19 protein-coding genes are annotated in these 21139 nt (G+C 68.2%); 5 read left to right on the top strand and 14 right to left on the bottom strand.

Annotated elements, in window-relative coordinates:
- Nucleotides 1-3 precede the first annotated feature (3 nt).
- The 7 genes from ABD743_RS09430 to ABD743_RS09400 form a co-directional block, all read right to left on the bottom strand.
- Complete coding sequence (locus ABD743_RS09430) at nt 4-2400, bottom strand: LuxR C-terminal-related transcriptional regulator (RefSeq protein WP_344720812.1); 2397 nt, start codon at nt 2398-2400, stop codon at nt 4-6.
- Between the two features lie 98 nt (nt 2401-2498).
- Nucleotides 2499-3797, bottom strand: coding sequence for an MFS transporter (locus ABD743_RS09425; protein ID WP_344720810.1), 1299 nt, complete (start codon nt 3795-3797; stop codon nt 2499-2501).
- Between the two features lie 34 nt (nt 3798-3831).
- On the bottom strand, nt 3832-5028 hold the full coding sequence (locus ABD743_RS09420; RefSeq protein WP_344720809.1) for an NAD(P)/FAD-dependent oxidoreductase: 1197 nt from the start codon (nt 5026-5028) through the stop codon (nt 3832-3834).
- The gene (locus ABD743_RS09415) at nt 5025-5222 is read right to left on the bottom strand and encodes a ferredoxin (RefSeq protein WP_344720807.1); all 198 of its coding nucleotides are present in this window, start codon (nt 5220-5222) and stop codon (nt 5025-5027) included. The genes ABD743_RS09420 and ABD743_RS09415 overlap by 4 nt, the downstream gene beginning before the upstream one ends.
- A complete protein-coding gene (locus tag ABD743_RS09410; RefSeq protein WP_344720805.1) occupies nt 5219-6481 on the bottom strand; it encodes a cytochrome P450 in 1263 nt (420 codons plus the stop codon). The genes ABD743_RS09415 and ABD743_RS09410 overlap by 4 nt, the downstream gene beginning before the upstream one ends.
- Before the next feature lie 191 nt (nt 6482-6672).
- Nucleotides 6673-7851, bottom strand: coding sequence for a CynX/NimT family MFS transporter (locus tag ABD743_RS09405; protein ID WP_344720804.1), 1179 nt, complete (start codon nt 7849-7851; stop codon nt 6673-6675).
- A gap of 232 nt (nt 7852-8083) precedes the next feature.
- Complete coding sequence (locus ABD743_RS09400; protein WP_344720802.1) at nt 8084-9343, bottom strand: MFS transporter; 1260 nt, start codon at nt 9341-9343, stop codon at nt 8084-8086.
- 83 nt (nt 9344-9426) lie between these two features.
- Between ABD743_RS09400 and ABD743_RS09395 the strand changes: the two genes are divergently transcribed.
- Complete coding sequence (locus ABD743_RS09395; protein WP_344720800.1) at nt 9427-10329, top strand: LysR family transcriptional regulator; 903 nt, start codon at nt 9427-9429, stop codon at nt 10327-10329.
- Nucleotides 10330-10377: 48 nt separating this feature from the next.
- On the opposite strand, the gene ABD743_RS09390 is transcribed toward ABD743_RS09395, so the two are convergent.
- Complete coding sequence (locus ABD743_RS09390) at nt 10378-11991, bottom strand: thiamine pyrophosphate-binding protein (RefSeq protein WP_344720798.1); 1614 nt, start codon at nt 11989-11991, stop codon at nt 10378-10380.
- A 136-nt stretch (nt 11992-12127) separates the two neighbouring features.
- On the opposite strand from ABD743_RS09390, the gene ABD743_RS09385 reads away from it, so the two are divergent.
- Nucleotides 12128-13063 carry a LysR substrate-binding domain-containing protein gene (locus tag ABD743_RS09385; RefSeq protein WP_344720796.1) on the top strand — a complete coding sequence of 312 codons (936 nt, stop codon included), beginning with the start codon at nt 12128-12130 and terminating at the stop codon, nt 13061-13063.
- A 108-nt stretch (nt 13064-13171) separates the two neighbouring features.
- Here ABD743_RS09385 and ABD743_RS09380 read toward each other — a convergent pair whose 3' ends face one another.
- Both ABD743_RS09380 and ABD743_RS09375 read right to left on the bottom strand, forming a co-directional pair.
- Nucleotides 13172-14080: a TIGR03560 family F420-dependent LLM class oxidoreductase gene (locus ABD743_RS09380; RefSeq protein ID WP_344720794.1), complete on the bottom strand. Its 909-nt coding sequence runs from the start codon at nt 14078-14080 to the stop codon at nt 13172-13174.
- A gap of 109 nt (nt 14081-14189) precedes the next feature.
- Nucleotides 14190-14840 carry a class I SAM-dependent methyltransferase gene (locus ABD743_RS09375; protein ID WP_344720792.1) on the bottom strand — a complete coding sequence of 217 codons (651 nt, stop codon included), beginning with the start codon at nt 14838-14840 and terminating at the stop codon, nt 14190-14192.
- 125 nt (nt 14841-14965) lie between these two features.
- On the opposite strand from ABD743_RS09375, the gene ABD743_RS09370 reads away from it, so the two are divergent.
- Nucleotides 14966-15685 (top strand): alpha/beta hydrolase, encoded by a 720-nt coding sequence (locus tag ABD743_RS09370; RefSeq protein ID WP_344720790.1) that lies wholly within the window; start codon nt 14966-14968, stop codon nt 15683-15685.
- 46 nt (nt 15686-15731) lie between these two features.
- Here the strand turns inward: ABD743_RS09370 and ABD743_RS09365 are convergent, their stop codons facing one another.
- Together ABD743_RS09365 and ABD743_RS09360 are read right to left on the bottom strand one after the other, a co-directional pair.
- Nucleotides 15732-16547, bottom strand: coding sequence for an LLM class flavin-dependent oxidoreductase (locus ABD743_RS09365; protein ID WP_344720788.1), 816 nt, complete (start codon nt 16545-16547; stop codon nt 15732-15734).
- A gap of 118 nt (nt 16548-16665) precedes the next feature.
- Nucleotides 16666-17109 (bottom strand): winged helix-turn-helix transcriptional regulator, encoded by a 444-nt coding sequence (locus ABD743_RS09360; protein ID WP_344720786.1) that lies wholly within the window; start codon nt 17107-17109, stop codon nt 16666-16668.
- A gap of 122 nt (nt 17110-17231) precedes the next feature.
- On the opposite strand from ABD743_RS09360, the gene ABD743_RS09355 reads away from it, so the two are divergent.
- Nucleotides 17232-18149: an NADP-dependent oxidoreductase gene (locus ABD743_RS09355; RefSeq protein ID WP_344720784.1), complete on the top strand. Its 918-nt coding sequence runs from the start codon at nt 17232-17234 to the stop codon at nt 18147-18149.
- Between the two features lie 70 nt (nt 18150-18219).
- Here the strand turns inward: ABD743_RS09355 and ABD743_RS09350 are convergent, their stop codons facing one another.
- On the bottom strand, nt 18220-18933 hold the full coding sequence (locus tag ABD743_RS09350) for a trimeric intracellular cation channel family protein (RefSeq protein WP_344720782.1): 714 nt from the start codon (nt 18931-18933) through the stop codon (nt 18220-18222).
- Nucleotides 18934-19184: 251 nt separating this feature from the next.
- On the bottom strand, nt 19185-19649 hold the full coding sequence (locus ABD743_RS09345) for a nuclear transport factor 2 family protein (RefSeq protein WP_344720780.1): 465 nt from the start codon (nt 19647-19649) through the stop codon (nt 19185-19187).
- Between the two features lie 398 nt (nt 19650-20047).
- Here ABD743_RS09345 and ABD743_RS09340 point away from each other — a divergent pair, with 398 nt between their 5' ends.
- Nucleotides 20048-20803: an alpha/beta fold hydrolase gene (locus ABD743_RS09340; protein ID WP_344720778.1), complete on the top strand. Its 756-nt coding sequence runs from the start codon at nt 20048-20050 to the stop codon at nt 20801-20803.
- Nucleotides 20804-21139 lie beyond the last annotated feature (336 nt).

Below are 21139 nucleotides of genomic sequence, written 5' to 3'. Positions count from 1 at the left end.
GCCTCAGGAGACGGCCTGGTGACGGACCACCCAGGCCGCTACCTGCACCCGAGACGACAGGTTGAGCTTGGCCAGGATGCGCTCGACGTGTCCGCTGACGGTGCGCTGCGAGATGACCAGCTCGTGGGCGATCGCCCGATTCGTGAGACCCCGGCCGATGAGGACGGCGACCTCCAACTCCCGGCGGGTCAGCGGGCTCACCTGCGGGGCGGCGGGCGCGGTGAGCGCAGGCGTGAGCGATGCCGCGACAGGGGGTGGCGGCGCCGCCGGCTCCAGCAACGACCGCATGTCACCCGAGACGGCGAGCTCGGCACCCGTGCGGTAGGCCCGGGCGAAGGTGTGCTTCCCCACGGCCTCCCGGATGCCCTGCTCGGCCTCGCGATGGTGGACCAGCAGCGCGGGCAGGAAGGTCGGCACGCTGTCGGTCCGGTGGCTGAGCGCGTCCGCCGCGCCGAGCAGCGCGGCTGCGCGGAAGGAGTCCCGGTCACCCGCCGCGATCCAGGCGAGCGCCTCCAGACAGACCGCGACGACCAGCGGATGGCCGACGTCGTCGGCCACGCGCAGGCCCTCCCGCAGCCGGGCCGCGGCGTCCTCACCCCGGCCACTGCGCCAGAGCGAGACGCCCTTCCCCCAGAGCAGGTAGGACCGGAACACCGACTCACCGCGCGCCGCGGTGATGGCGAGTGCCTGCTCGAAGCATCGCCCTGCCCGCTCGCTGTCGGACCCCAGGTCGTAGGCGAAGGCCAGCATGGTCAGCGCTGAGAGATGGAGGATCTCCTCGGCACCCGGGCCACCCAGCACCGCGACGGCGACCTCGAGCTGCGCCCGGGCCCGGTCGACCTCGGCGGAGAAGAGCGCCGCGATCCCGTCGGTCAGCGCCACGATCCCGTGCACCAGGGGATCCGCGCTCACCGTCCCGGTCGCCCTGGCTCTGGCCACCAGAGCGAGAACCGCCTCGAGATCGCCTTGCGACGCGGTGAGTACGCAGTCGGCGAAGATGCCGGTCGCGAGCTCGACGGAGACCTGCCCGTCGTCCTGCGCGAGCATTCGATCCAGCCAGTACCGCCCCTCGCTGAAGAGTCCTCGGGCGTTCCAGAACGGGAACAGCGCGACCGCCGTCCGCAGCCCACGCTGTGGGTCCTGGAGCGCGCAGCGGTCGAGTACGTCGCGGAAGTTCGGCAGCTCCCGTTCGAGGCGAGCGATCCACTCCAGTTGGCGGGGCCCGATCCACTCGTCGTGGGCGGTTCCGGCCAGGTCGCTGTACCAGTGGGTCAGCCGCTCGACCACCTCGTCCGCGCGCCCCTGCTCGCGCGCCTTCTCCTGCCCGTACTCCCGCAGCGTCTCCAGCATCCGGAACCGCGCCGGCGCGGCGTCGGAGTCCTCCCTCGTGAGGATCGACTTCTCGATCAGCGACGTCACGATGTCGAGCAGGCCGTCCGCCCCGCAGATCGCCGCCGCGGCCTCCATGTCCATGCTGCCGGCGAAGAACGCCACGCGGGACCAGACCCGCTGCTCGGGCGGGCTGCAGAGCTCGTAGCTCCAGTCCATGCAGAGCCGCAGTGTCTGCTGACGCGTCGGTGCACCGCGGCCGCTGTGGGTCAGCAGCGCGAACCGATCGGCGAGCCGTTCGAGGATCTGCGACGGCGACAACGTCCGCAGCCGCGCCGCGGCGAGCTCGATGGCCAGTGGCAGCCCGTCGAGTCGCCGGCAGATGTCCGCGACGTCGCCTGCCACGCCGTCGGTGAGAACGAACCCGCGGGCAGCGGCCGCTGCTCGTTCGACGAACAGCGCGACGGCGTCGGACTCCACCAGGCCCGCGGGCGTGATGTCGTCGGCGTCGCGGGGCACCGCCAGCGGCGGGACGCGCAGGAGCACCTCACCCGCGGCCCGCAGCGCCTCACGGCTGGTGCACAGGATGTGCACGCGCCGGCACCGTCGGAGCACCCGATCACAGAACGCCGCGACGGCGTCGACGACCTGCTCGCAGTTGTCGAGCACCAGGAGGCAGTCGGCGTCGGCGAGCCTGTCGACGAGCGCGTCCTCGAGGGGCTTGTCGGCAGGCGCCAGGACCCCGAGCGTGCCGGCGACCACGTTGACCAGCAACGACGCGTCCGAGAGCTCCCCCAGCTCGACCAGCCAGACCCCGTCCGGGAAGCCCCCACGCACCTTCTCGGCCGCCCGCAGCGCCAGCCTGGTCTTGCCCACCCCACCGATCCCGGTCAGCGTCACCAGGCGGGCTGTGCGCAGCAACCTCCGGGTCTCGGCCAGTTCGTTGTGCCGGCCGACGAACGTCGTCAGCTCGATGGGCAGGTTGTCGACGGCCCCCGACCGGCCCAGTGCTGCCGTGCCCGCGGGCGCGCTGCCACCAGCTGCGGCAGCGCTAGCGTCATCGCCGGGCATGCCGGCCATTGAACCAGTACCGCCGCCCCCGACGAGTCCCCTTTGGACGGGATACCACGGCTCCGGACCGACCTATGCCCCAAGACCGAGGTCTGCCCTCATACCCGCGTGTCCCGGGTCTCGGGCATCAGGTAGAAGGCGATGCCACTGACCAGGGCAGCCACGACCACGATCAGGAAGATGATCGACCTCGATCCCTGGGCTGCCAGGTAGGTGACGATAATCGGGAAGGTCCCGCCGATCACGCTCGCCGAGACCGCGTAGGCGAGCGACACTCCCGATCCGCGGGTGGCGGTCGGGAACTGTTCGGCCATCGTGGCGGAGATACAGCCACCCATCATGGCGACGATGACGTTGCCGACGATCGTCACGAGCAGTACGAAGCTGGTCGAGCTGGAGAGCAGGACGTAGGTCGGGTACGCCCAGATCGCACTCGCCACCGCGAACGCGATCATCATGGGCCGTCGGCCGAACCGGTCGGCGAGGATCGCCATCACGGGAATCAGCGGCAGGTAGACCACAGCGCCCAGCAAACTTATCTGCTGAGCCATGGCCAGCGGGATATCGGTGACCGACGAGATGTATGTCGGAAGGTAGATCTGCCAGGTCAGAAACGCGACCATGGGCAGTACACCGATGATCATCACCCGCACCAAGCTGCGGCGATCCCGCCCGAGCAGGTCGTGCACCGGCCGGGGAGCGTCGTCCTGAGAGTCGCGATGGGCGGCGAAGGCAGGCGTCTCGGTCACGCTGCGGCGAAGCACCAGCCCGACGAGGGCGAGGACGGCACCCAGCAGGAAGGGGAGGCGCCAGCCCCACGAGGACAACGCGTCGGCCGGCAGCAACGAGGTGACCGCCGTCGCCACGCCGAGCGCCGCGAACAGGCTCACACCGCTGCTGAAGTCCCTCCAGCTACCGGCGAGGGCTCGTCGACCGGGCGGGGCGAACTCCAGGAGAAAGGTGGCGGACACACCGCCCTCACCGCCGGCGGAGAAGCCCTGCAGCAGTCGCATGAGGCCGAGCAGAATCGGCGCGGCGAGACCGAGGGTGGCGTAGGTGGGGAGCAGACCGATGACGAGGCTGCCGAGACCCATCAGCAGGATCGCCAGGGACAGTGCGTTCCGTCGACCGCCGGCGTCGGCCAGCCGACCGAGGACGAGACCGCCGATCGGCCGCATCAGGTAGCCGAGGGCGAAGGTCGAGAACGCGAGCAGCAGGGACGCGGCCTGGTTACCCGTCGGGAAGAACTGGGCGGCGAAGACCGGTGCCATGTAGCCGTAGATCGTCCAGTCGAAGAACTCGGTGAAGTTGCCGATGGCGCCTGCCCATACGGCGCGCCAGCGGGGAGTCGTCGGTGCGTCGGTAACCGATACAGCCCGGCCGGGGTTCTCGTTCATCAGAGATAACTCCTGCATGCGACACGAAACGGGGCTAGTTCGGGGTGAGGCCCCGGAGAGCGTCGTCAAATGGCTGTTGTCGGGCTATGGCGCGACGCCAGGGCAGCAACGCCTTCGCGGCATCGACTCCGACAGCGCCCACCACCCGACCATCCGCCTCGTACACGACGAGGCGGGACACACCCGCGCCCGGATCGAGCACTCGGACGGTGTCGGGGTTGCGGGTGGTCCCGTATATCTGCAGACGGTGCCCGTACTGGTCGGACCAGACGTAGGGCACCGCCACGAAGGCCTGGTCGTCCCCGAGGAAGTTCCCGGCCGCGACGCGACCCTGCGCGTGAGCGTTCGTCCAGTGCTCGACGCGGAGCAGGCGGCCGGTGTCCCGGTCACGCCATCGGGCCACATCACCCGCCGCATAGATACCCGGTGCGGCGCAGAGCGTCTCGCTGCAGATGAGGCCGTCGTCGAGCTTCAGCGCATCGTCGCCGGAGAGCCAGTCGGTGCTGGGTGCGGCGCCCACTCCCACCAGGACCAGATCGGCGGGAACGACCTGGCCGTCGTCCAGCACGGCTGCGTCGACATGCCCGTCGCGCTGGTTCAGCGACACGACCGTCCTGCCACAGTGGACAGTGACGCCTCGCCGTCGGTGCAGCTCGGTCCACTCGGCACCGACCTGCTCGCCCAGGCCCCGCTCCAGGAGCGTCGCGCCCGCCTCGGCGATCGTCACGGGGAGCTCCCGCTCGCGGGCGGCCACGGCGAGCTCGGCGCCCACGAATCCACCGCCCACGATCAACACCGTTGAGGCACGAGCGAGTGCCGTGCGCAGACGTTGCGCGTCGGCGAAGGTCCTCAGCACGTGGACGCCATCGCAGCCGCTCAGACCGTAGGGCCAGCGCGGCGTGGCACCGGTGGCCACGAACAGGCCGTCGTAGGGCAGCTCCGCGCCGTCGTCGAGGTGGACGGTTCGGCTCGTGCTGTCCACACCCACCGCGCGGGTGCCGAGGCGCAGGTCGGTACCCACGAGATCGTCGCGGCTGCACAGCGGGGCCGCGACGCTCGACGTGGCGTTGCGGATGCCCTCCTTCGAGAGATGCGTGCGGTCGTACGGCATCACGTTTTCGTCACTGACCAGCGTGATCGACCCGGTGAACCCGCGTGTGCGTAGCGTCTCGACCACCGTCGTCCCGGCCCGAGAGGCGCCGACCACGACTACGCGATCCGCACCGGTCACGTCTCCACCATGGCGAGCACACCGGCCGGGCAGTCCCGGATCGCCTGCTCCACGGCCACGCGCGCGGACTCCGGCGGATGCGCCAGCAACAGGATCACCTTGGCGTCGTCGTCGTCGAGGTCGAACACCTCGGGTGCTGCCAGCGCACAGTCGCCGCAGCTCGTGCAGCCGGCCCGGTCGATGCTGAGGGTCATGCCCATTGCGCAGCCCCCTCCGGACTCCACTCGACGATCAGGCTTTCGGGACCGCGGAAGGAGATGTTCCTGGGATACGTCACGGTCTGCCCTTCCGCCAACCGGAGGTCGGGGAAACGGCGGGCCAACATGCCGATCACGGTGCGCACCTCGACCCTGCCCAGATGCTGGCCCAAGCAGAAATGGGTTCCCTTGCCGAACGAGAGCTGCACCCGCGCGTTCTCGCGCTGGATGTCGAACACCTCAGGCTCGGGGAACACACTCGGATCGTGATTGGCGGCGCCGAAAGCGAGCATCAACCGTGCGTTCGCGGGGATGTCGACACCCCCGATGGTGACCGCCTTGGTCGTGACTCGCCGCCAGGCGATCACCGAGGAGTCGAACCGCAGCGTCTCCTCGACAGCGGAGTCGACCAGCGTCGGGTCCGCGTGCAATCGCTGCCACAGACCAGGGCGGGAGAGGAGGTTGCGCAGGGCATTGCCCATGAGGTTCGTCGTCGTCTCGTGACCGGCGAAGCTCAACGCGAAGATGACGCTCGCGATCTCCTGATCGTTCAGCGCGCCATCGTCGGACTCCCGCTGACGAAGCAACTGGCTGGTCAGGTTGTCGCCCGGCGCCTGCGCCTGCTGCTCGACGAAGCGCTCACAGTAGTCCCAGAACTTGACCATGTTCGTGGCCGCGCGCAGCTGGTAGTCGGCGTCAGGGCGCCCCCAGTTGATCTCCAGCTTGTCTCCGCACCACTGCTTGAGCTGCTCGACGTCCGCATCGGGGAATCCGAGCAGACGGAAGACCGTGAGCGCAGGCAGCGGGAACGTCAGGGCGGGCACGATGTCCACCCGGCCCAACTGCGCGAAGTCATCGATCAGGCGCATCGAGAACTCCTCGATCCGCTGCTGCAGCTTCGCCACCTTGCGCGGCAGGAACAGCGGCGCGAGGTGGAGGCGGATGCGACTGTGGGCCGGCGGGTCGAGGTTGGACAGGACCGGCACATTGCGCAGGCCCCGCCTCAGAATATCCTGAGCCTCGTCCGTCAATGCTGACAACGGAGCTTGCGCAACCGTCGCGGAATATGTCGCGGGGTCGGACAGGATGGCCGCGATGTCCTCGTAGCGAGTGATCACCCAATAGTCGATCGAGGGCACATGATGAGCCGGCCCACTCTCCCGCAGATCGTTGAGGATCGAATACGGCTCCGCCAGATATTCATCGGAAAGAGGATCGAACCCGTGGGCTACCGGACATCCCGCCACTGCCGACATCGAATGGTCCTCCTCGAACGTCCATGCGTACTCCCTGCGCACCCTGTGACAGCGCCCGCGGGTATGAGCCAGGTCGCAGGTCAGACTCGGCCCGCAGGGCCGTGCACACAAGAACCTTTTCCGGCTCGGACCATGCCTGTTCGGCTATGACGACAGTCTCGATCATCGAGCGCGGTTTGCGCGACGGTGATCTATCCGGGACCCGTACCCAGCCGTCGGCGCGAGTTGGGGAAGGGCAGCAGTTCGGCCCGCACAGGAGGCTCGTCGGGATAACCGGAGACGTGCCTGTCTCGCGCTGCGAGTACTCCAGCGAGGGTCTGTGGCACGAGAACCGTGATGACCAGAAGAAGCGGAATCGTCCAGCCGCCGGCCGCCTGATGGACCACACCCAGCGCGAGTGGACCGAGCGCCGCCAGCACATAGCCGAAGCATTGCGACATGCTGGACAACTGCGCTGCGTGCCGAATGTCCGGTGCCCGCCGCATGATGCAGAGCAGGGCCAGACTTGTCGCTGCGCCCTGGCCGAGTCCGAGCAACGACATCCACAAATACGCCCCAGCGATCGGCGCGACCATCAATCCACCGAGGGCAATCACGTACAGCACCGAACCGGCCACCACAATCGCCGCGGTCCGTGCTGCTCCCCCCGCGAGCAGCGGAGCCAGGAATGCCCCGACGATTCCCACGACGCTGCTCAGCGAGAGCATCACGCCCGCGGTCACGTCGCTCATTCCCGCGTCGGACAGCAGAGTCGGCAGCCAAGCCACAACCATGTAGAAGGTCATCGCCTGCAAACCCATGAAGCAGGTGACCGCCCAGGCGAGCGGGTTGCGCCAGAGTCCACGCACCGGATGCGCGGCCGCCTGTGTGTCGGCAGCAGAAACTCGGGTGTGCCGACGAGTCTGGGGCAGCCAAACGATGATCGCCGCGACTGCCGGCACACCCCACAACGCGAGCACGCAGCGCCAATCCAGCCCGGTCGCCCGCTCCAGTGGGACGCTCAATCCAGCGGCGATGGCAGGGCTTGCGAACATCGTCATGGTGTAGAGCCCGGCCATCAGGCCGACTCTGCGCTCGAAGTCGCGCTTTATCACTCCCGGCAGTAGCACGTTGGCGACCGCGATGCCGGCACCGATCAGCACTGTGCCGGCGAGGATCGCCGCCAGTGGCTGCAGCAGGCGAATCGCCGCACCGGCCGTGATCAGCACCATGGTGAGCAGCAGCGTCGGTTCCATGCCGAGCCGTCGGCCCAGCCGAGGGGCGAGCGGCGCCAGCACGCCGAAGCACAGCACCGGCAGAGTGGTCAGCAGTCCGGCGGTCGCCACCGACAACCCCGTGTCGGCGCGAATCGCACCCAGCAGCGGGGACACGGCGACCACCAGCGGCCGCAGGTTCGCTCCCAGCAAGATGACGCCGACGGCCAGTAAGGGTGTGGAACGAGCCCGCGTCATCATCGCACCGTGGCCTGGTCGGTGGCTTGCGACCCGTCGAATGTGTCAACATGCCCACCGATGTAATCGAGTTCGAATTGCATCTGATCCATTCCCCCGTTCCAGCACGATCTCCACTCTCGTTCCACCGGGTTCACAGAATGCGCGCCTTCTATCTGTCGGCGACGGGCGAGGACGCGATCGGCCGTAGGTGTCGTAGCGAAACACCGACGGCGATGATCGCGGCGAAGATGACCGCAAGGTAGATCGAGAGACCATTCCAGCCTGATCGGCCGTACCAGACGCCGCCGACGGTGCCTCCGATCGAAGAACCGAGGTAGTAGCAGAACAGGTACGCCGCAGGGCCCGAGCCGCGCAGTTGTCCTGATCGGGCGCCGACCCAGCCGCTGGCCACGGAGTGGGTGGCGAAGAACCCGATCGTGACCAGGACCAGACCGATCACGATCACCGCGACGTGGGAGCTGAGCATCAGGACCACCCCGGCGAGTGCTACGAGCGCGCTGGGCCAGAGCACTGCTCGGTAGCTGAACACACCGACCAGCCGGCCGGCCACGGTGGACGCCCCCGCGCCCGTTACATAGATGACGAACAGGGCGCCGACCAACGCCTGCGAGAGCCCGAACTCCGGAGAGAGCAGCCGGTACCCGAGATAGTTGTAGACGGTCACGAACCCGGCCATGTCCAGGAACCCGATCACGTAGAGAGCTGTCAATCCCCGGTCGCTGAAGGTTCGTGACCCGCTACCCGGCGCCGCGGCGAAGCGCAACGGGACGGGGCGGAAGTTCCGCGACGGCAGGATCGTCGGAATGAAGACCACAGCGGCGAACACCGACAGGACGCTCACCGTCGCGAGCGCTACGCGCCAACTGGCGAAATCGACGACCGCTCCGGCCAGCGTGCGTCCGAGCATGCCGCCGAACGCGGTACCCGCAACGTAGAGGCCCATCCCCGAGCCCAGGGAACTGTGGTGGAGTTCCTCGGATAGATACGACATCGCCGTGGCCTGGAGCCCGGCCAGGGCACAGCCCTCCAACCCGCGTAGCACCAACAGAACCGCAAAGCTCGGTGCGAACGGAACAGCCAGGCCGATCACGGCGGTTGCGACGATGGAGATCGACATGACCTTCGTGCGTCCGTGGGTTTTGGAAACTGCGGCGAGCGGGATCGTCGAGAGCGCGAGCACTGCCGTCGGCACGGACAGCGTCAAGCTCGCGATCGCCGGGCTCACCCCGAACTGCCGACCGACCGCCGGGAACAGCGCCTGCATGCTGTAGAGCACGGCGAACGTGGCGCAGGCCCCGGCCACGAGCGCAAGGTTGACACGACGGAACTCGCGGGTTCCCCGGCGGTGTCCGACCTCGTCGGCGGCCACGAGTTCGCGCGTGATCGGATTCTCGGATGCACTTATCACAAGATTGACGCTAGGCACGCGCGAGCCATCCGTCCTATAGGATTTCGGATGCCAGTCGATCCAGAAATGAGTACGATGTGGTCATGGCAGGTACGGCGGAAATCATTGCCGCAGACCTCACACCGCACCTCACTCTGTTGCGGGCAATGCGATCTCACGGTCATCTCAGCGCGGCCGCGGAAGCCGCCGGTGTGCCCCAGCCGACTGCCACCCGCTGGATCGGCGACCTGAGCAGCACCGTCGGGGTTGCGTTGACCAGGCGGGTCGGGCGGCGATCGGAGCTGACCGCGGCCGGAGTCGCTCTCGCCGATGCGGTCGTCACCTCGCACCAGAGCTTGGCCATAGGGGTGGCCCGGGCATTGGAGGCCGCGGATCCGGCGCGAGGCCATGTGGTCTTCGGGTTCCTGCGCAGCTTGGGCACGACCAGCGTGCCCGCCCTGCTGCGCGGCTTCCGGTCCGAATACCCTCATGTGCGGTTCAGCCTTCTGCAGGCCGGCCATCACGAGCTGCTCGAGCGGGTTGCTGCGGGAACGGTCGATGTCGCCTTGAGTTCCACTCTGGCCGTGCCGACGGATCTGCATTCGGTGGCGTTGTATCGAGAGCCTCTCGTCCTGGTCGTGCAGGCCGATCATCGGCTGGCGAAGCGCCGGCGAGTCCGTCTGGAGGAGTGTCGCCACGAGCCGTTCGTGAGTCTGCGGCCGGGGGTGGGATTCCGCAGCCTGGTCGACAGCCTGTTCACTGCGGCGGGATTCAGTCCTGCTCACGGGTTCGAAGGCGACGACGTGGAGACCGTCCGGGGCTTGGTCGGGGTCGGTCTCGGGGTGGCGGTTCTGCCGGCCCGTGAGGGCGGACCGCTTGCCGGTACCGCGGAACCGGGCCTCCGACCGCATCGCCACCGCGAGATCGGGCTGATCACGTCGAACAAACGGCGCCTCGAGCCCGCGGCGGCCTCGTTCTATCGCTATTCGCTCGAGAGCTCGTTCTGACGACGACCTCATGGCCGGCTCGGTGACGAGTACGAGAGGCACGCATGGTCAGGCAACGATGTCGACCGTCGGGTCCAGGCGGATGTCGAGCACGAGCGGGCGGGTGCGGTTCGCGAGCAATTCCGAGACGGCGTCGAAGTCGGAGGTCTTGGCAACCGACATCGCCTCCGCGCCGAGGCCCTCCGCCACCCGCTCGATGTCCGGCCAGCTCATGTACGAGTGCGCGGGATCGACACCGTGCACCACGAACTTGTGGTACTCAGCGCCATAGGCCCCGTCGTCGAAGACCACCACGATCACGGGAAGCTGCTCGCGGACCGCGGTGGCCAACTCGGCGGGATTCATCATGAATCCACCGTCGCCGACGAGGCAGACGGTCGGGGCGTCCGGGCGCGCCACGGCCATGCCGATCGCACCCGCCAGACCCAGTCCGATCGCGCCGAATCCGCCCATCGCCGTGAACCGGGAGGCGTCATCGGTGTGGATGTAGGGCCAGGCGGCGTTGACGAACCTACCGATGTCGCTGACGACGTTGCGCCGGGCGGGCAGACGCTCGTCGACCTCGGCCGCCGCGACACGCACGTCGATAGTCCTGCCGTTCGAGCGATCCTGGAACTCGGACCGGGGATCGACGTCAGCGATGAGGCCCTGCGCCCGATCGAGCCAGGCTCGCTGCGACGTGTGTCCTGCCTCGCGCAGGAGGGCGATGAGCACACTCGCTACATCGTCGGCGTCCCCCACCACAGCCTCGTCGGGCCGCAGATACCAGCCGAATCTGCCCGGATCGGAATCGATCTGAACGATCTTCTTCCCCGAGGTGAGCTCGCCGCGCATTGTCGTGTGCATGTTCAGGCTCGCCCCGAAGGCGACGATGCAGTCGGCCTCGGCAAGCACGGTCGATGCGGCCGAGTGTGCGAGGTTGCCGCAGATGCCGAGGTTGCCCGGATGACCGGCGAACAGGTCCTTGGCCAGCACCGATGTTGCGAGCGGAGCGCCGATCAGCTCCGACAGCTCGGCCAGCGACCTCGCCGCACCGGCGGTCACCGCGCCCCGCCCGGCCAGGATCACCGGGCGTTTCGCCGAGACGATCAGGCCCAGCGCGGCGTCGAGCTGCATCTCCCCCGCGACGGATCGCGCTCGGTGGGAGGGCGCCCGCAACGCCGCAGGATCGACCGAGACGGACGCGAGCAGCAGATCGAATGGCACATCGAGTAGTACCGGCCGGTCCTCGGCGACGATTCTCTGCAACGCGCGACTCAGGTCTCGGTACAGCGACTCCGGCCGATAAACACGCTCGAACCCGGCACCCGCCGCAGCTGCGAAGGTCGAGAGGTCGAGCCGCTGAAAGTGGGTCGGCTCGGCCGGGGTCGCGCCGGTCAACAGCAGCACGTGGCTGCGACTGCGCACCGCCTCGACCAGGCCGGTGAGGGCGTTGGTGACACCGGGCCCGTGGGTGACGGTCGAGAGGCCGATCCGCCCGGTAGCCCGCGACCAGCTGTCCGCCATCGCCACCGCGCCCGTCTCGTGGGCGGCAGCGACGAACCTGCCACCCCGCTCGCGGAACGCCGAGACGTAGAGCATGTTCGCGTCACCCATCAGCCCGAAGACCGGCGCCTCGTCCTGCTCGATCAAGGCGTCGGCCAACGCCTGGTAGAGCTTCATTCAATCTCCCCCAATCCGGCAAAACGCGCCTACTGCCGTGAGTCGGCGCGCGCTGCGGTTCCCGTGGATCTCACGCTAAGCACCCGGAAACATCTACGTCCAAGACAGATTGCAGCCCCCGTCATATCGTGGAGATATGTCGGGCTCCGAACTACGGTTACTTCGCTACTTCGTCGCCGTGGCGGAAGAACGCCATTTCGGTCGGGCCGCTGAGCGCCTGCGCATGGCTCAGCCACCGCTGAGCCAGCAGATCCGCAAACTCGAGCAGGGGCTGGGGACCGAACTCGTCGACCGCTCGTGCCGGCCGATCGCCTTGACCGAGGCAGGGCAAGCGTTCCTCGCTGAAGCGCGACTGTGCCTCGTGCACGCCGAACGTGCCTTTGCCGCAGCGAGGCTCGCGGCCGCCGGCCAACTGGGCCAGGTCCGCATCGGTGCGATGCAGGCCGCCGTCTCCGGCGTCCTGTCGCACGTCATCCGCGAGCACCGGCGCAGCCATCCCGACGTCGCACTGGAGGTGGTGGACCTCGGGACGTTCGAGCAGGCACACCAACTCGTCGAACACCGGCTCGACATCGGCTTCCTGCGCGGTCCCATCGACGACGCGTCACTGACCGTCGAACCGCTGCTCGACGACCCCTTGATGGCAGTTCTCTGGGACGATCACCCCCTGGCCGGCGAGGAACGGCTCTCCCCGTCGGCGCTGTCAGGGCAACCGACCCTGCTGTGGACGCGGGCCGCGGCACCCACCGTGTACGCCGACGTCGTCGAACTGTTCCGGCGCCACCAGATCGATCCCCGCATCGTCGACGAGTCGCCCCGCGTCGAATCCGTCCTGGCCCTGGTCGCAGCCGGCCTCGGCATCGCGTTCCTGCCCACCTCCTTCGTGAACCTCGGCCGACGCGGGGTGCGATTCGTCCCGCTCACCGGCTCGGTCCCGGATCGGCCACTGGTTCTCGCCTGGCGGACCGACAACGCGTCCGCAACCCTGTCGGCTTTCGTCGACGCCGCGCGCAGGTCGGTTCCGTGCTATCTGGCGGATCTGACAGCCCGGCACCCGTCTGTGCGGCTCTGAGCCTCAGCCGCTGATACGCGAAATCAGGCTGGGATACCGCCCGCGACTTCATCACCGCGCTCCACTCAACGCCGGCCTGCGTGAGGCGGGCGCCGGTGACAACCCAGCTCAACCGAGCTTGGCGATGACTTCCTCGCGGATCCGTTCGAGCGCGTCGATCCGCCTCTGACCGCCGCCGAGCGTGACGTCCGGGACCAGCAGCTCGTCGATGCCCGCCTCGGCGTACCGGCCGAACGTGTCGAGCAGTTCCTCGGCGCTGCCCATCACCACAGGCCGACCGGCCGCCACCAACCGTTCGCGGCGCTCCGCAGCCTCGGTGTCGCCCGGATCGATGACCTCGAACAGCGCCTGGGTGGACCGGCGGACGGTGGCGGGGTCGCGGCCGATCTTCTCGCAGTGCGTGCGGAACACCTCGCCCTTGTGAGCAGCGACCTCCGGCAGGCTCCAGTGGTTCCACTCGTCGGCGTACTTGGCGACGATGCCCAGGGTGACCTTCTCCCCTGCGCCGCCGATCAGCAGCGGCATCGCGGCCGGTTTGGGCTCCAGCGGCGCACCGGTCAGCTGGTAGTACTTCCCATCGAAGTCCGTACGGTCCTGGGTGAGCAGGCCCTTGAACACCTGGCAGGCCTCGTCGAGGCGGGCGAGCAGATCACGGGGGCGCGGCAGCTCGATGCCGTACGCCTCGTGCTCGTTGACCTGCCAGCCGGCCCCGATTCCCAGCACGAACCGGCCGCCGCTGATCTGGTCGACGGTTGCGGCCTGGTTGGCCACGACGGCCGGGTGCCGATACGTGTTGCCGAGCACCATCGATCCGAGCCGGACCCGTTCGGTCCGGCTCGCGAGCGCGGCCAGCACCGCCATGCACTCGTTCATCGGGACCCCGACGCCCTCAGCGCCGTTTGCCATGAAGTGGTCGGCAACCCAGACGCCGTGCCAGCCGGTGCGTTCCGCGTACTCGGTGGCCTCGAGGGTGTCCTGCCACGGCTGCGAGCCCACGGGCCACAAGGAGAAGTCCATGTTCCGACCGTAATACCCGAGCCGGGGCTATCTGGTCACATGCGGCGAGGATCGTGATCGACGTCCCGCGGCGCTTCGTCGCACTCCCGTCGAAGATCGCGGGGAAGGCTCAGTCGCGTTGAGCCACAATCACCACGCCGGGGCCGATTTGCCCCTCGGCGGGAAGTCGCAACTCGGCTACCGGTCGCAGTCCTGCCTGCTCGACCAGCGCGGCGAGCTGTTCCGGTTGCCATTGGTAGGTCGTCCAGCTGACCGCGACACCGCCGTAGGCTTCGGTACGAGCCACATCGCTGTCCCCCACGTGCGTCGCGACGATCAGTTGCCCGCTCGGCATCAGGGCCCGGGCGAACGACGACAAGACCTGCGGCAGAACGTCGCGAGGCAGGTTGAACAACGACCACCACCCCATTACTCCACCCAGCGACGAGTCGGCCAGATCGAGATCGGTCGACGAGGCCACACTGAAGCTGCACTGGGGGTACAGACGGCGTGCGTGCTCGATCATGCGAGGCGACAAGTCCACGCCTGAGGCGTCCACACCGCGATCAGCCAGATACGCCGTCACGGTGCCTGGGCCGCACCCGACGTCGAGTACCGGACCCAGCCCGCCGACCGCGTCGGCGAACACGTCCATTGCGGCTCGTAGCCACGGCTGACTGCGGACGTCACCGAGGCCAGTCGTCGCCACCATGTCCACGTAGTTGTCCGCGACGCGGTCGTAGGACTCGCGAACGATGTCGAGATCGGCCGGACGACGCACTGATGATGAACAGCCCATTGGGTCGACCTTAGGAGAGACAGCAGCACGCCTACGCCAGCGACGCGCGCACTTTGCCGACACCGTTATACGTTACAATTCAGCTCTGTAACTTTTCCCCTTTCGAGATGCTGTCCAGCTCATCCAGGGAGAAGCATCATGACCGCTCAGCGGCCCACACTCGTTCTTGTTCCGGGCGCCTGGCACCTCCGTCCACCTGGGACCTACTGCGCGGGGAGCTCGACGCCCTCGACTACGCAAGCCGCGCGGTGAAGCTGCCCACCACCGGCCCCGACCCGCGTGGCGGCCTGCGAGAAGACGCCGATGCGATCCGCGCAGCGATCGAAGCAATCGGCGGTCCGGTCGTCGTCGTGGCCCACTCGTACGCCGGCATCCCTGCCACCGAGGGCCTCACCGACCTGCCCGACGTTCAGCAACTCGTGTACCTGGCCGCCTACGTCCCCGACATCGGCGAGTCGCTGTTCAGCCTGCACGGCGCCCCCGATCCCGACTCGACGGAGGGCCTGTTCCCGATCGGCTCGGACCCGCGGGCCCAGCTCTACGCCGACGTCCCCGAGGCGGTGGCCGACCTGGCCGTCAGCCGGCTCGTCGACCAACTCCGCCAACCGTTCGCCGACCGCGTGACCCGGGCCGCGTGGCACACCGTCCCGTCCACCTACGTCATCACCGAAAACGACGCCGCAATCCCGGTCCGGATTCAGGAGCAGATGGCCCTTCGCGCGAAGAGCATCCGTCGGATCCCGACCAGCCACCCGCCGTTCCTGTCCCGTCCCGCCGAACTGGCCGCGCTCGTCGACGAGATCGCGGTCGCCGGGCCGTGGATCTAACGGTGTCTCGGGCCTGACGCGCTCAGCCTGATGGCAGACGCCTGGGTCAGCTGCGGGGTGGCCCCGCGGCGATCCGCGCGTGCAACTTGTCCGGTGAGAGTTCCGACCCGTCCTGGAACCACCAGGTGACGCCGGCATCCTCGTACTCCGCCGCGCGCCGGGCGTCGGGAGCGGCTGCCTCGCTCGGCGACCAGATCGCAAGGTCGCCGTCGGATCGGCCGCCGGCAGCCACGAACTCGCCGCGGATCGCGCGGACCTCCTCCGGCGTCGGGAGCCGGAAGTCGTCGGCCTCGTCGCGTATCTGCGGGAACAGCCCATCGGCTTTCCGCGCAGCGCGAACTGGACCCTTCCGCGGCCAGAAACCACTCGTCCAGACGGGCACCGCAGCGGGCGGGAAACGGACGTCCGCGGCCCGGTAGTACGTGCCGGCGTGGTCGACCGGCTCTCCCGACAGCAGCGCGTGCAGAAGCGCCGCCCCCTCGTCCAGCCGGGCGGCCAACTCGGCCCTCTTCGCGGACTCGCCGAACCTCGCGTAGTCCCACCCGACGCCGGCGCCGAGACCCAGGATGAGCCGGCCACCGGACAACGACTGCAGCGTGCTCGCCTCGAGCGCGAGCTTCGCCGGCCGCCGCCGCGGCAGGGGAACGACCATCGGGCCCAGCTGAATCGTGGTAGTGGCCTGCGCAATCGCAGCGAGCACGACCCACGGATCTGCGACCGGCGGGTCGTACTCGTCGGGGGTGATCAGGTCCCACATGAAGAAGCCGTGCCAGCCGGACGCCTCCGCAGCGACCGCCAGGTCACGAAGGACGCCAGGGTCGCCGTAAGAGCCGAACGATGGTACGTAGATTCCATAGCGCACAAATCACCCGAACCACCCATAGCGAGACAGCATTCCCTCAGCTGCATCAGGGTCGCGGCCGCATGCTCGGCGAGATGGGCCCGCCCAGCGCCGGCGTCACGGACGGGTCGCAGATCATTCAGTCGACGCGGTCGTCGTACTCCTCGCGATTGTCGAGTACTTCGTCCATGTGTGCCTCGGCCCACTCCTTGATGCCGCGCATCATGTGCTGGAGCGAGAGACCGAGGTCGGTCAACTCGTAGGTGACCGTGACCGGCACGGTCGGCGTCACGGTGCGGGTGACCAGGCCGTCGCGCTCGAGCGAGCGCAGCGTCTGGGTGAGCATCTTCTGGCTGACCCCGGCCAGCCGGCGGGACAGCTCCGAGTAGCGCATCGCCCGCGGCTCGCCGATGCAGTCGCCGCCGGGGTGGTGCGGGCCGTCGCTGCCGAGCGCCGCCAAGATCAGCGCGACCCACTTGTCGGAGATCCGATCGAGCAGCTGGCGGCTCGGGCACCCCGCCAGGAACGCGTCGTAGTCCGACTGCGCCTGTGCCCGCTTCTGGGCCGCCGTCAGCGTTGGCATCGACCGTTCCTTCGCACCGAGGGGTGAGTAACGCACTTCGAAGTGCGCACTCCCCATTGGAGAGTTACCCGTCCACAGTGATGTGGCACAGCGCCGAACACAACCCTTTACGGAGCGAAACCATGGGGATGTCCACCTTCCGCACCGCCGTCGTCCGCACCCCGGGCGGACCCGACTCGATCGAGATCATCGACGTTCCCGTCGTCGAGCCCGGGCCGGGCAAGGTCCGGGTCGAGATCGCCGCTGCAGCGATCAATCCCGTCGACCTGGGGGTCGCCGGCGGCCGTTTCCACGCGATGGGATTGGTCAACCAGCCCGAGTACACCGGTCTGGGCTGGGACTTCGCCGGCACTGTTGTCGCCACCGGACGCGGGGTGGACTTGGCCGTCGGCACCCGGATCGCCGGCATGGTCGCCGGCTTCGACCGCGACTTCGGTACCTACGCCGAGCAGCTTGTGGTATCGGCCGCCGACCTCGCCGTCGTGCCCGACGGGCTGAACCTTGTCGCGGCGTCGACGCTGCCGCTCAACGGGCTGGCTGCGGCCCAGATCGTCGATCTGCTCGGCGACGCGCCCGCCGATGACAACCGGCTGCTGGTGACCGGCGCGGCCGGCGCTGTCGGGGGATTCCTCACCCCGCTCGCGCAGGACCGCGGCTGGCACGTGACCGGTCTGGCCAGAGCCGAGGACGAGGAGTTCGTCCGCAGCCTCGGCGCCGACTTCACCACGCACGCCGAACCGGGCTGGGACGCGGTCGCCGACGGTGCCGCACTGCAGGGACGTGGCCTCGCCCTGGTCCGCGATGGCGGGACCTTCGTCGGCGTCCAGCCGAGCGCCGAGCCCGCGACGGAGCGTGGGATCAGCGTCCACGCCGTGGTAGCGCACCCCGACGGCCCTCGACTGGGCGACCTGCTCGCCCGCGCCGCCTCCGGCGAACTGCCGGTCCGGGTGCACGCAGTCCTACCGCTGGACCAGGTCGCCGACGCCCACCGGGCCGTGGCCAAGGGCGGGATGCGTGGTCGCTACGTGCTCAAGCCCTAACCGTTCAACCGGAGCATCGGCAGTGTTTCGTCGCATTGTTCGCTGCTCGCAGCGGGGTGCAGCAGCGACTCTAAAATCCCTCTACCCGCGGCAGGCCCCAGCCCTGCCAGACCGCTACCAGACGTAGGGCGAAGCAGGCCAGCCCGCCCACGGCGGTGGCCCAGTCCGTGGGGACGCTGAGCGCGCGCATCACCACCAGCACGGCGGCGCCCGCCAGAGCGGCGGTGGCGTAGATGTCGACATGCAGCACCAGCGGCACGCGGGCCAGCAGCATGTCACGGATTACGCCGCCACCCGCCCCGGTGATCGCGCCCATCAGCGTGGCGACGAAGGGGTGGATGCGGCGGGCGAGCGCTTTGCCCGCACCGGAAACGGCGAACAGACTCAGCCCCGCCGCATCGAACGTGATCACGAACGGAAAGGGGATCATCTCGATCGGCCCATGGAGCAGGAAGGTCAGCGCGCCGACAGCGAAGGCGACGACCGGGTAGCGGAAGTCCCGGATGGCGATCGGCGGCACGTCACCGATCAGCAGGTCTCGTACCACCCCGCCGCCCAGCGCGGTGCAGAACGAAAGGACGAGCACGCCAAGCAGGTCAAGGCCGGCTTGGATCGCGGTCAGCGCGCCGCCCATGGCGAACACGGCGGTGCCGCCGAGATCGGACGCGAACAGCAGGCGTTCGTTCCAGCTTTTGCCCACGCCCTTCGCCGAGCCCGATATCTCCGCCCGAATTGGGTTTTGCCGACGCAGGACGCCCAGGCCTTCTGTTGGCTTCGCACTCATGATGAAATCCGTCTCAGCGCAGCTACAGTTCGTTCGGACAAATCGGCCGAATCGACACAACACGCATAAGATCCATGCAGGTCGGTTCGGGCTGCCCGATCCCTGGAGTTCGCGCGAAATACCGCTCCACCGTCGTGGCCACCACCAGTGCCTCGGGCCGACAGCAGCAGATCGCGCACGGCACCCCCCGCGGGGCACGCCGCGCCGTCGAGCTGGTTCGGGCCGCACTGGCACTGAGCGGGGCTCGGCCGCTACCGCTCGGCGAGCCAGGGGTAGCGGTCCGTATCGCGACCGGCGTAGTCGGGATCGAAATAGATGAACACGCGCTGGATCAGGAAGTCGCGGATCTCGAACACGTCGCACCAGCGGCCTGCACCCCAGCCCGGCTCGTCCGCGCGCCATGGCCCGTCCCTGTGCTCACCGCGGTTCGTACCCTCCGCGACGACCATGTCCGAGCCCGAGAAGATCCAGTTGATCGTCGCGTAGTCGTGCTTGATCTCCTTGAGGGTGGAACCAACATCGGAGAACAACTTCCCGACCGATTCCTTGCCCGCGGCGATGCCCCACTTGGGGAAGAAGACCTCCGCATCGTCGGCGAACAGGTCGAGGATGCTGCCGCCGGTACTCGTCGTACCGCCGCTGTCGAACGCCTTGAGAGATTCCAGTGCGACGGACTTGCGTTGTTCGTCGGTCATCGATCCGGTCGTGACGGCCATGCCTTCCTCCAGGTTGATGGCGTTGTCAGCGGATACGGGCGAGCAGGTCTGCTCGGCGTGGGCCGCAAATGCCGCACGGTGGGCGTCGGCGATGATCTGGCCTCGGTGGCGCGGAATCCGCGTGAGCGTCTACGTGGTGTCGGGCGTGCTTCCCGCCGACAGTGGGGAGCGCGCCGTCTCGCTCATCGGTGGGGAGTGTGCGGTCAGGTTCCAGACACTTCCAGGTTCGTGTCCAGTCCTGCGGGACTCTCTTCTCGATGCCTCGGGATCTACCGGTCAACCTGGTGCCTGTGCAGGATTATCTTCCAGCCGCGGTCCTGAACGGGTTCACGGACGGATACGCCGAGGTCAACTGAATCCGGTTGCACTACGTGAGCGGCGGGACAGGGGACCCGTTGGTGCTCCTGCCCGGATGGCCCAGGACGTGGTGGCAGTTCCACAAGATGATGCCCGCGCTCGCAGAGCGGTATCGAGTGATTGCCGTCGACATCCGCGGCATGGGCGATTCGGACAAGCCCGCGAATGGCTACGACAAGAAGACCATGGCTTCCGACGTCTACCAGCTCGTGCGCGCGCTCGGCTATGACAAGGTGGCCGTTGCCGGAGAAGACATCGGCTCGATGGTGGCCTTCAGCTTCGCCGCCAATCACCCGGAGGCCACCACAAGGCTTGCGCTCTGGGAGCCCGGACATCCGCACGAGGCCTGGCGCACTCTCCCCGTGCTGCCCGTTGCCGGACAACGCCACTTGTGGTGGTTCGCGTTCAACCAGGTTCCCGGCCTGCCGGAGAAGCTGCTGGCCGGGCGCTTTCGGCTGATCCTCGACTGGTCCGTCGACTACATAGCCAGGGATCCCGAGGCCATCGACGAGCGCAGCAGGGTGATCTACACGGAGGCGTACGAGAAGCCGGGAGCGGTCAGCGCGGCCAACCGCTGGTACCAGACCTTCGGGCAGGACATCGACGACGCAACGACGTACCCGGTCCTGAAGATGCCGGTATTGGGCTTGGGCGGCGTTTACATCTCCTTCCTCGAAGCAGCCATGGAGGGGCGTGCGGACGACATCCGGTATGTCGAACTGCCGGGTGCGGGGCACTACCTGGCAGAGGAACGGCCGGACGAACTGGTGCGGGAGCTGATCGACTTTCTCGGCTGAGCCAGGCACCGTTCGTACTTCCGCTCCGGAACGGCACGGCCTGTTGCCTGCTGGATTCTGCCGTCGCTCGCGTTGACCGCTTGATCGACAGCCTGCGCCGACAGCGTTGAGTTGCGACGAACGCGCCGCGGATCGAGCCCTGTCGGTCGAGCCGCGGGTCTCCCCAGCGGCCGCCGCGCAGCCTGCCTGCCCCCAGGTGAACGAACGGCACTCTGGTCCAGCCCTATCGGACCGCCGCGCCACTCGTCTAGCCGAGACCCGCGGGCACGCGCAAAGGGTCGCGTCCCGTCGAGTGGTGTAGCTCGGTCCGGGTGAGGCTCTGCGGTTCAGATCATG

Source organism: Pseudonocardia yunnanensis, from assembly GCF_039534065.1.
Lineage (GTDB): Bacteria > Actinomycetota > Actinomycetes > Mycobacteriales > Pseudonocardiaceae > Pseudonocardia > Pseudonocardia yunnanensis.
Note: the sequence above shows the minus strand (reverse complement) of the source record. Positions and strands in the feature narration are given on the sequence as shown.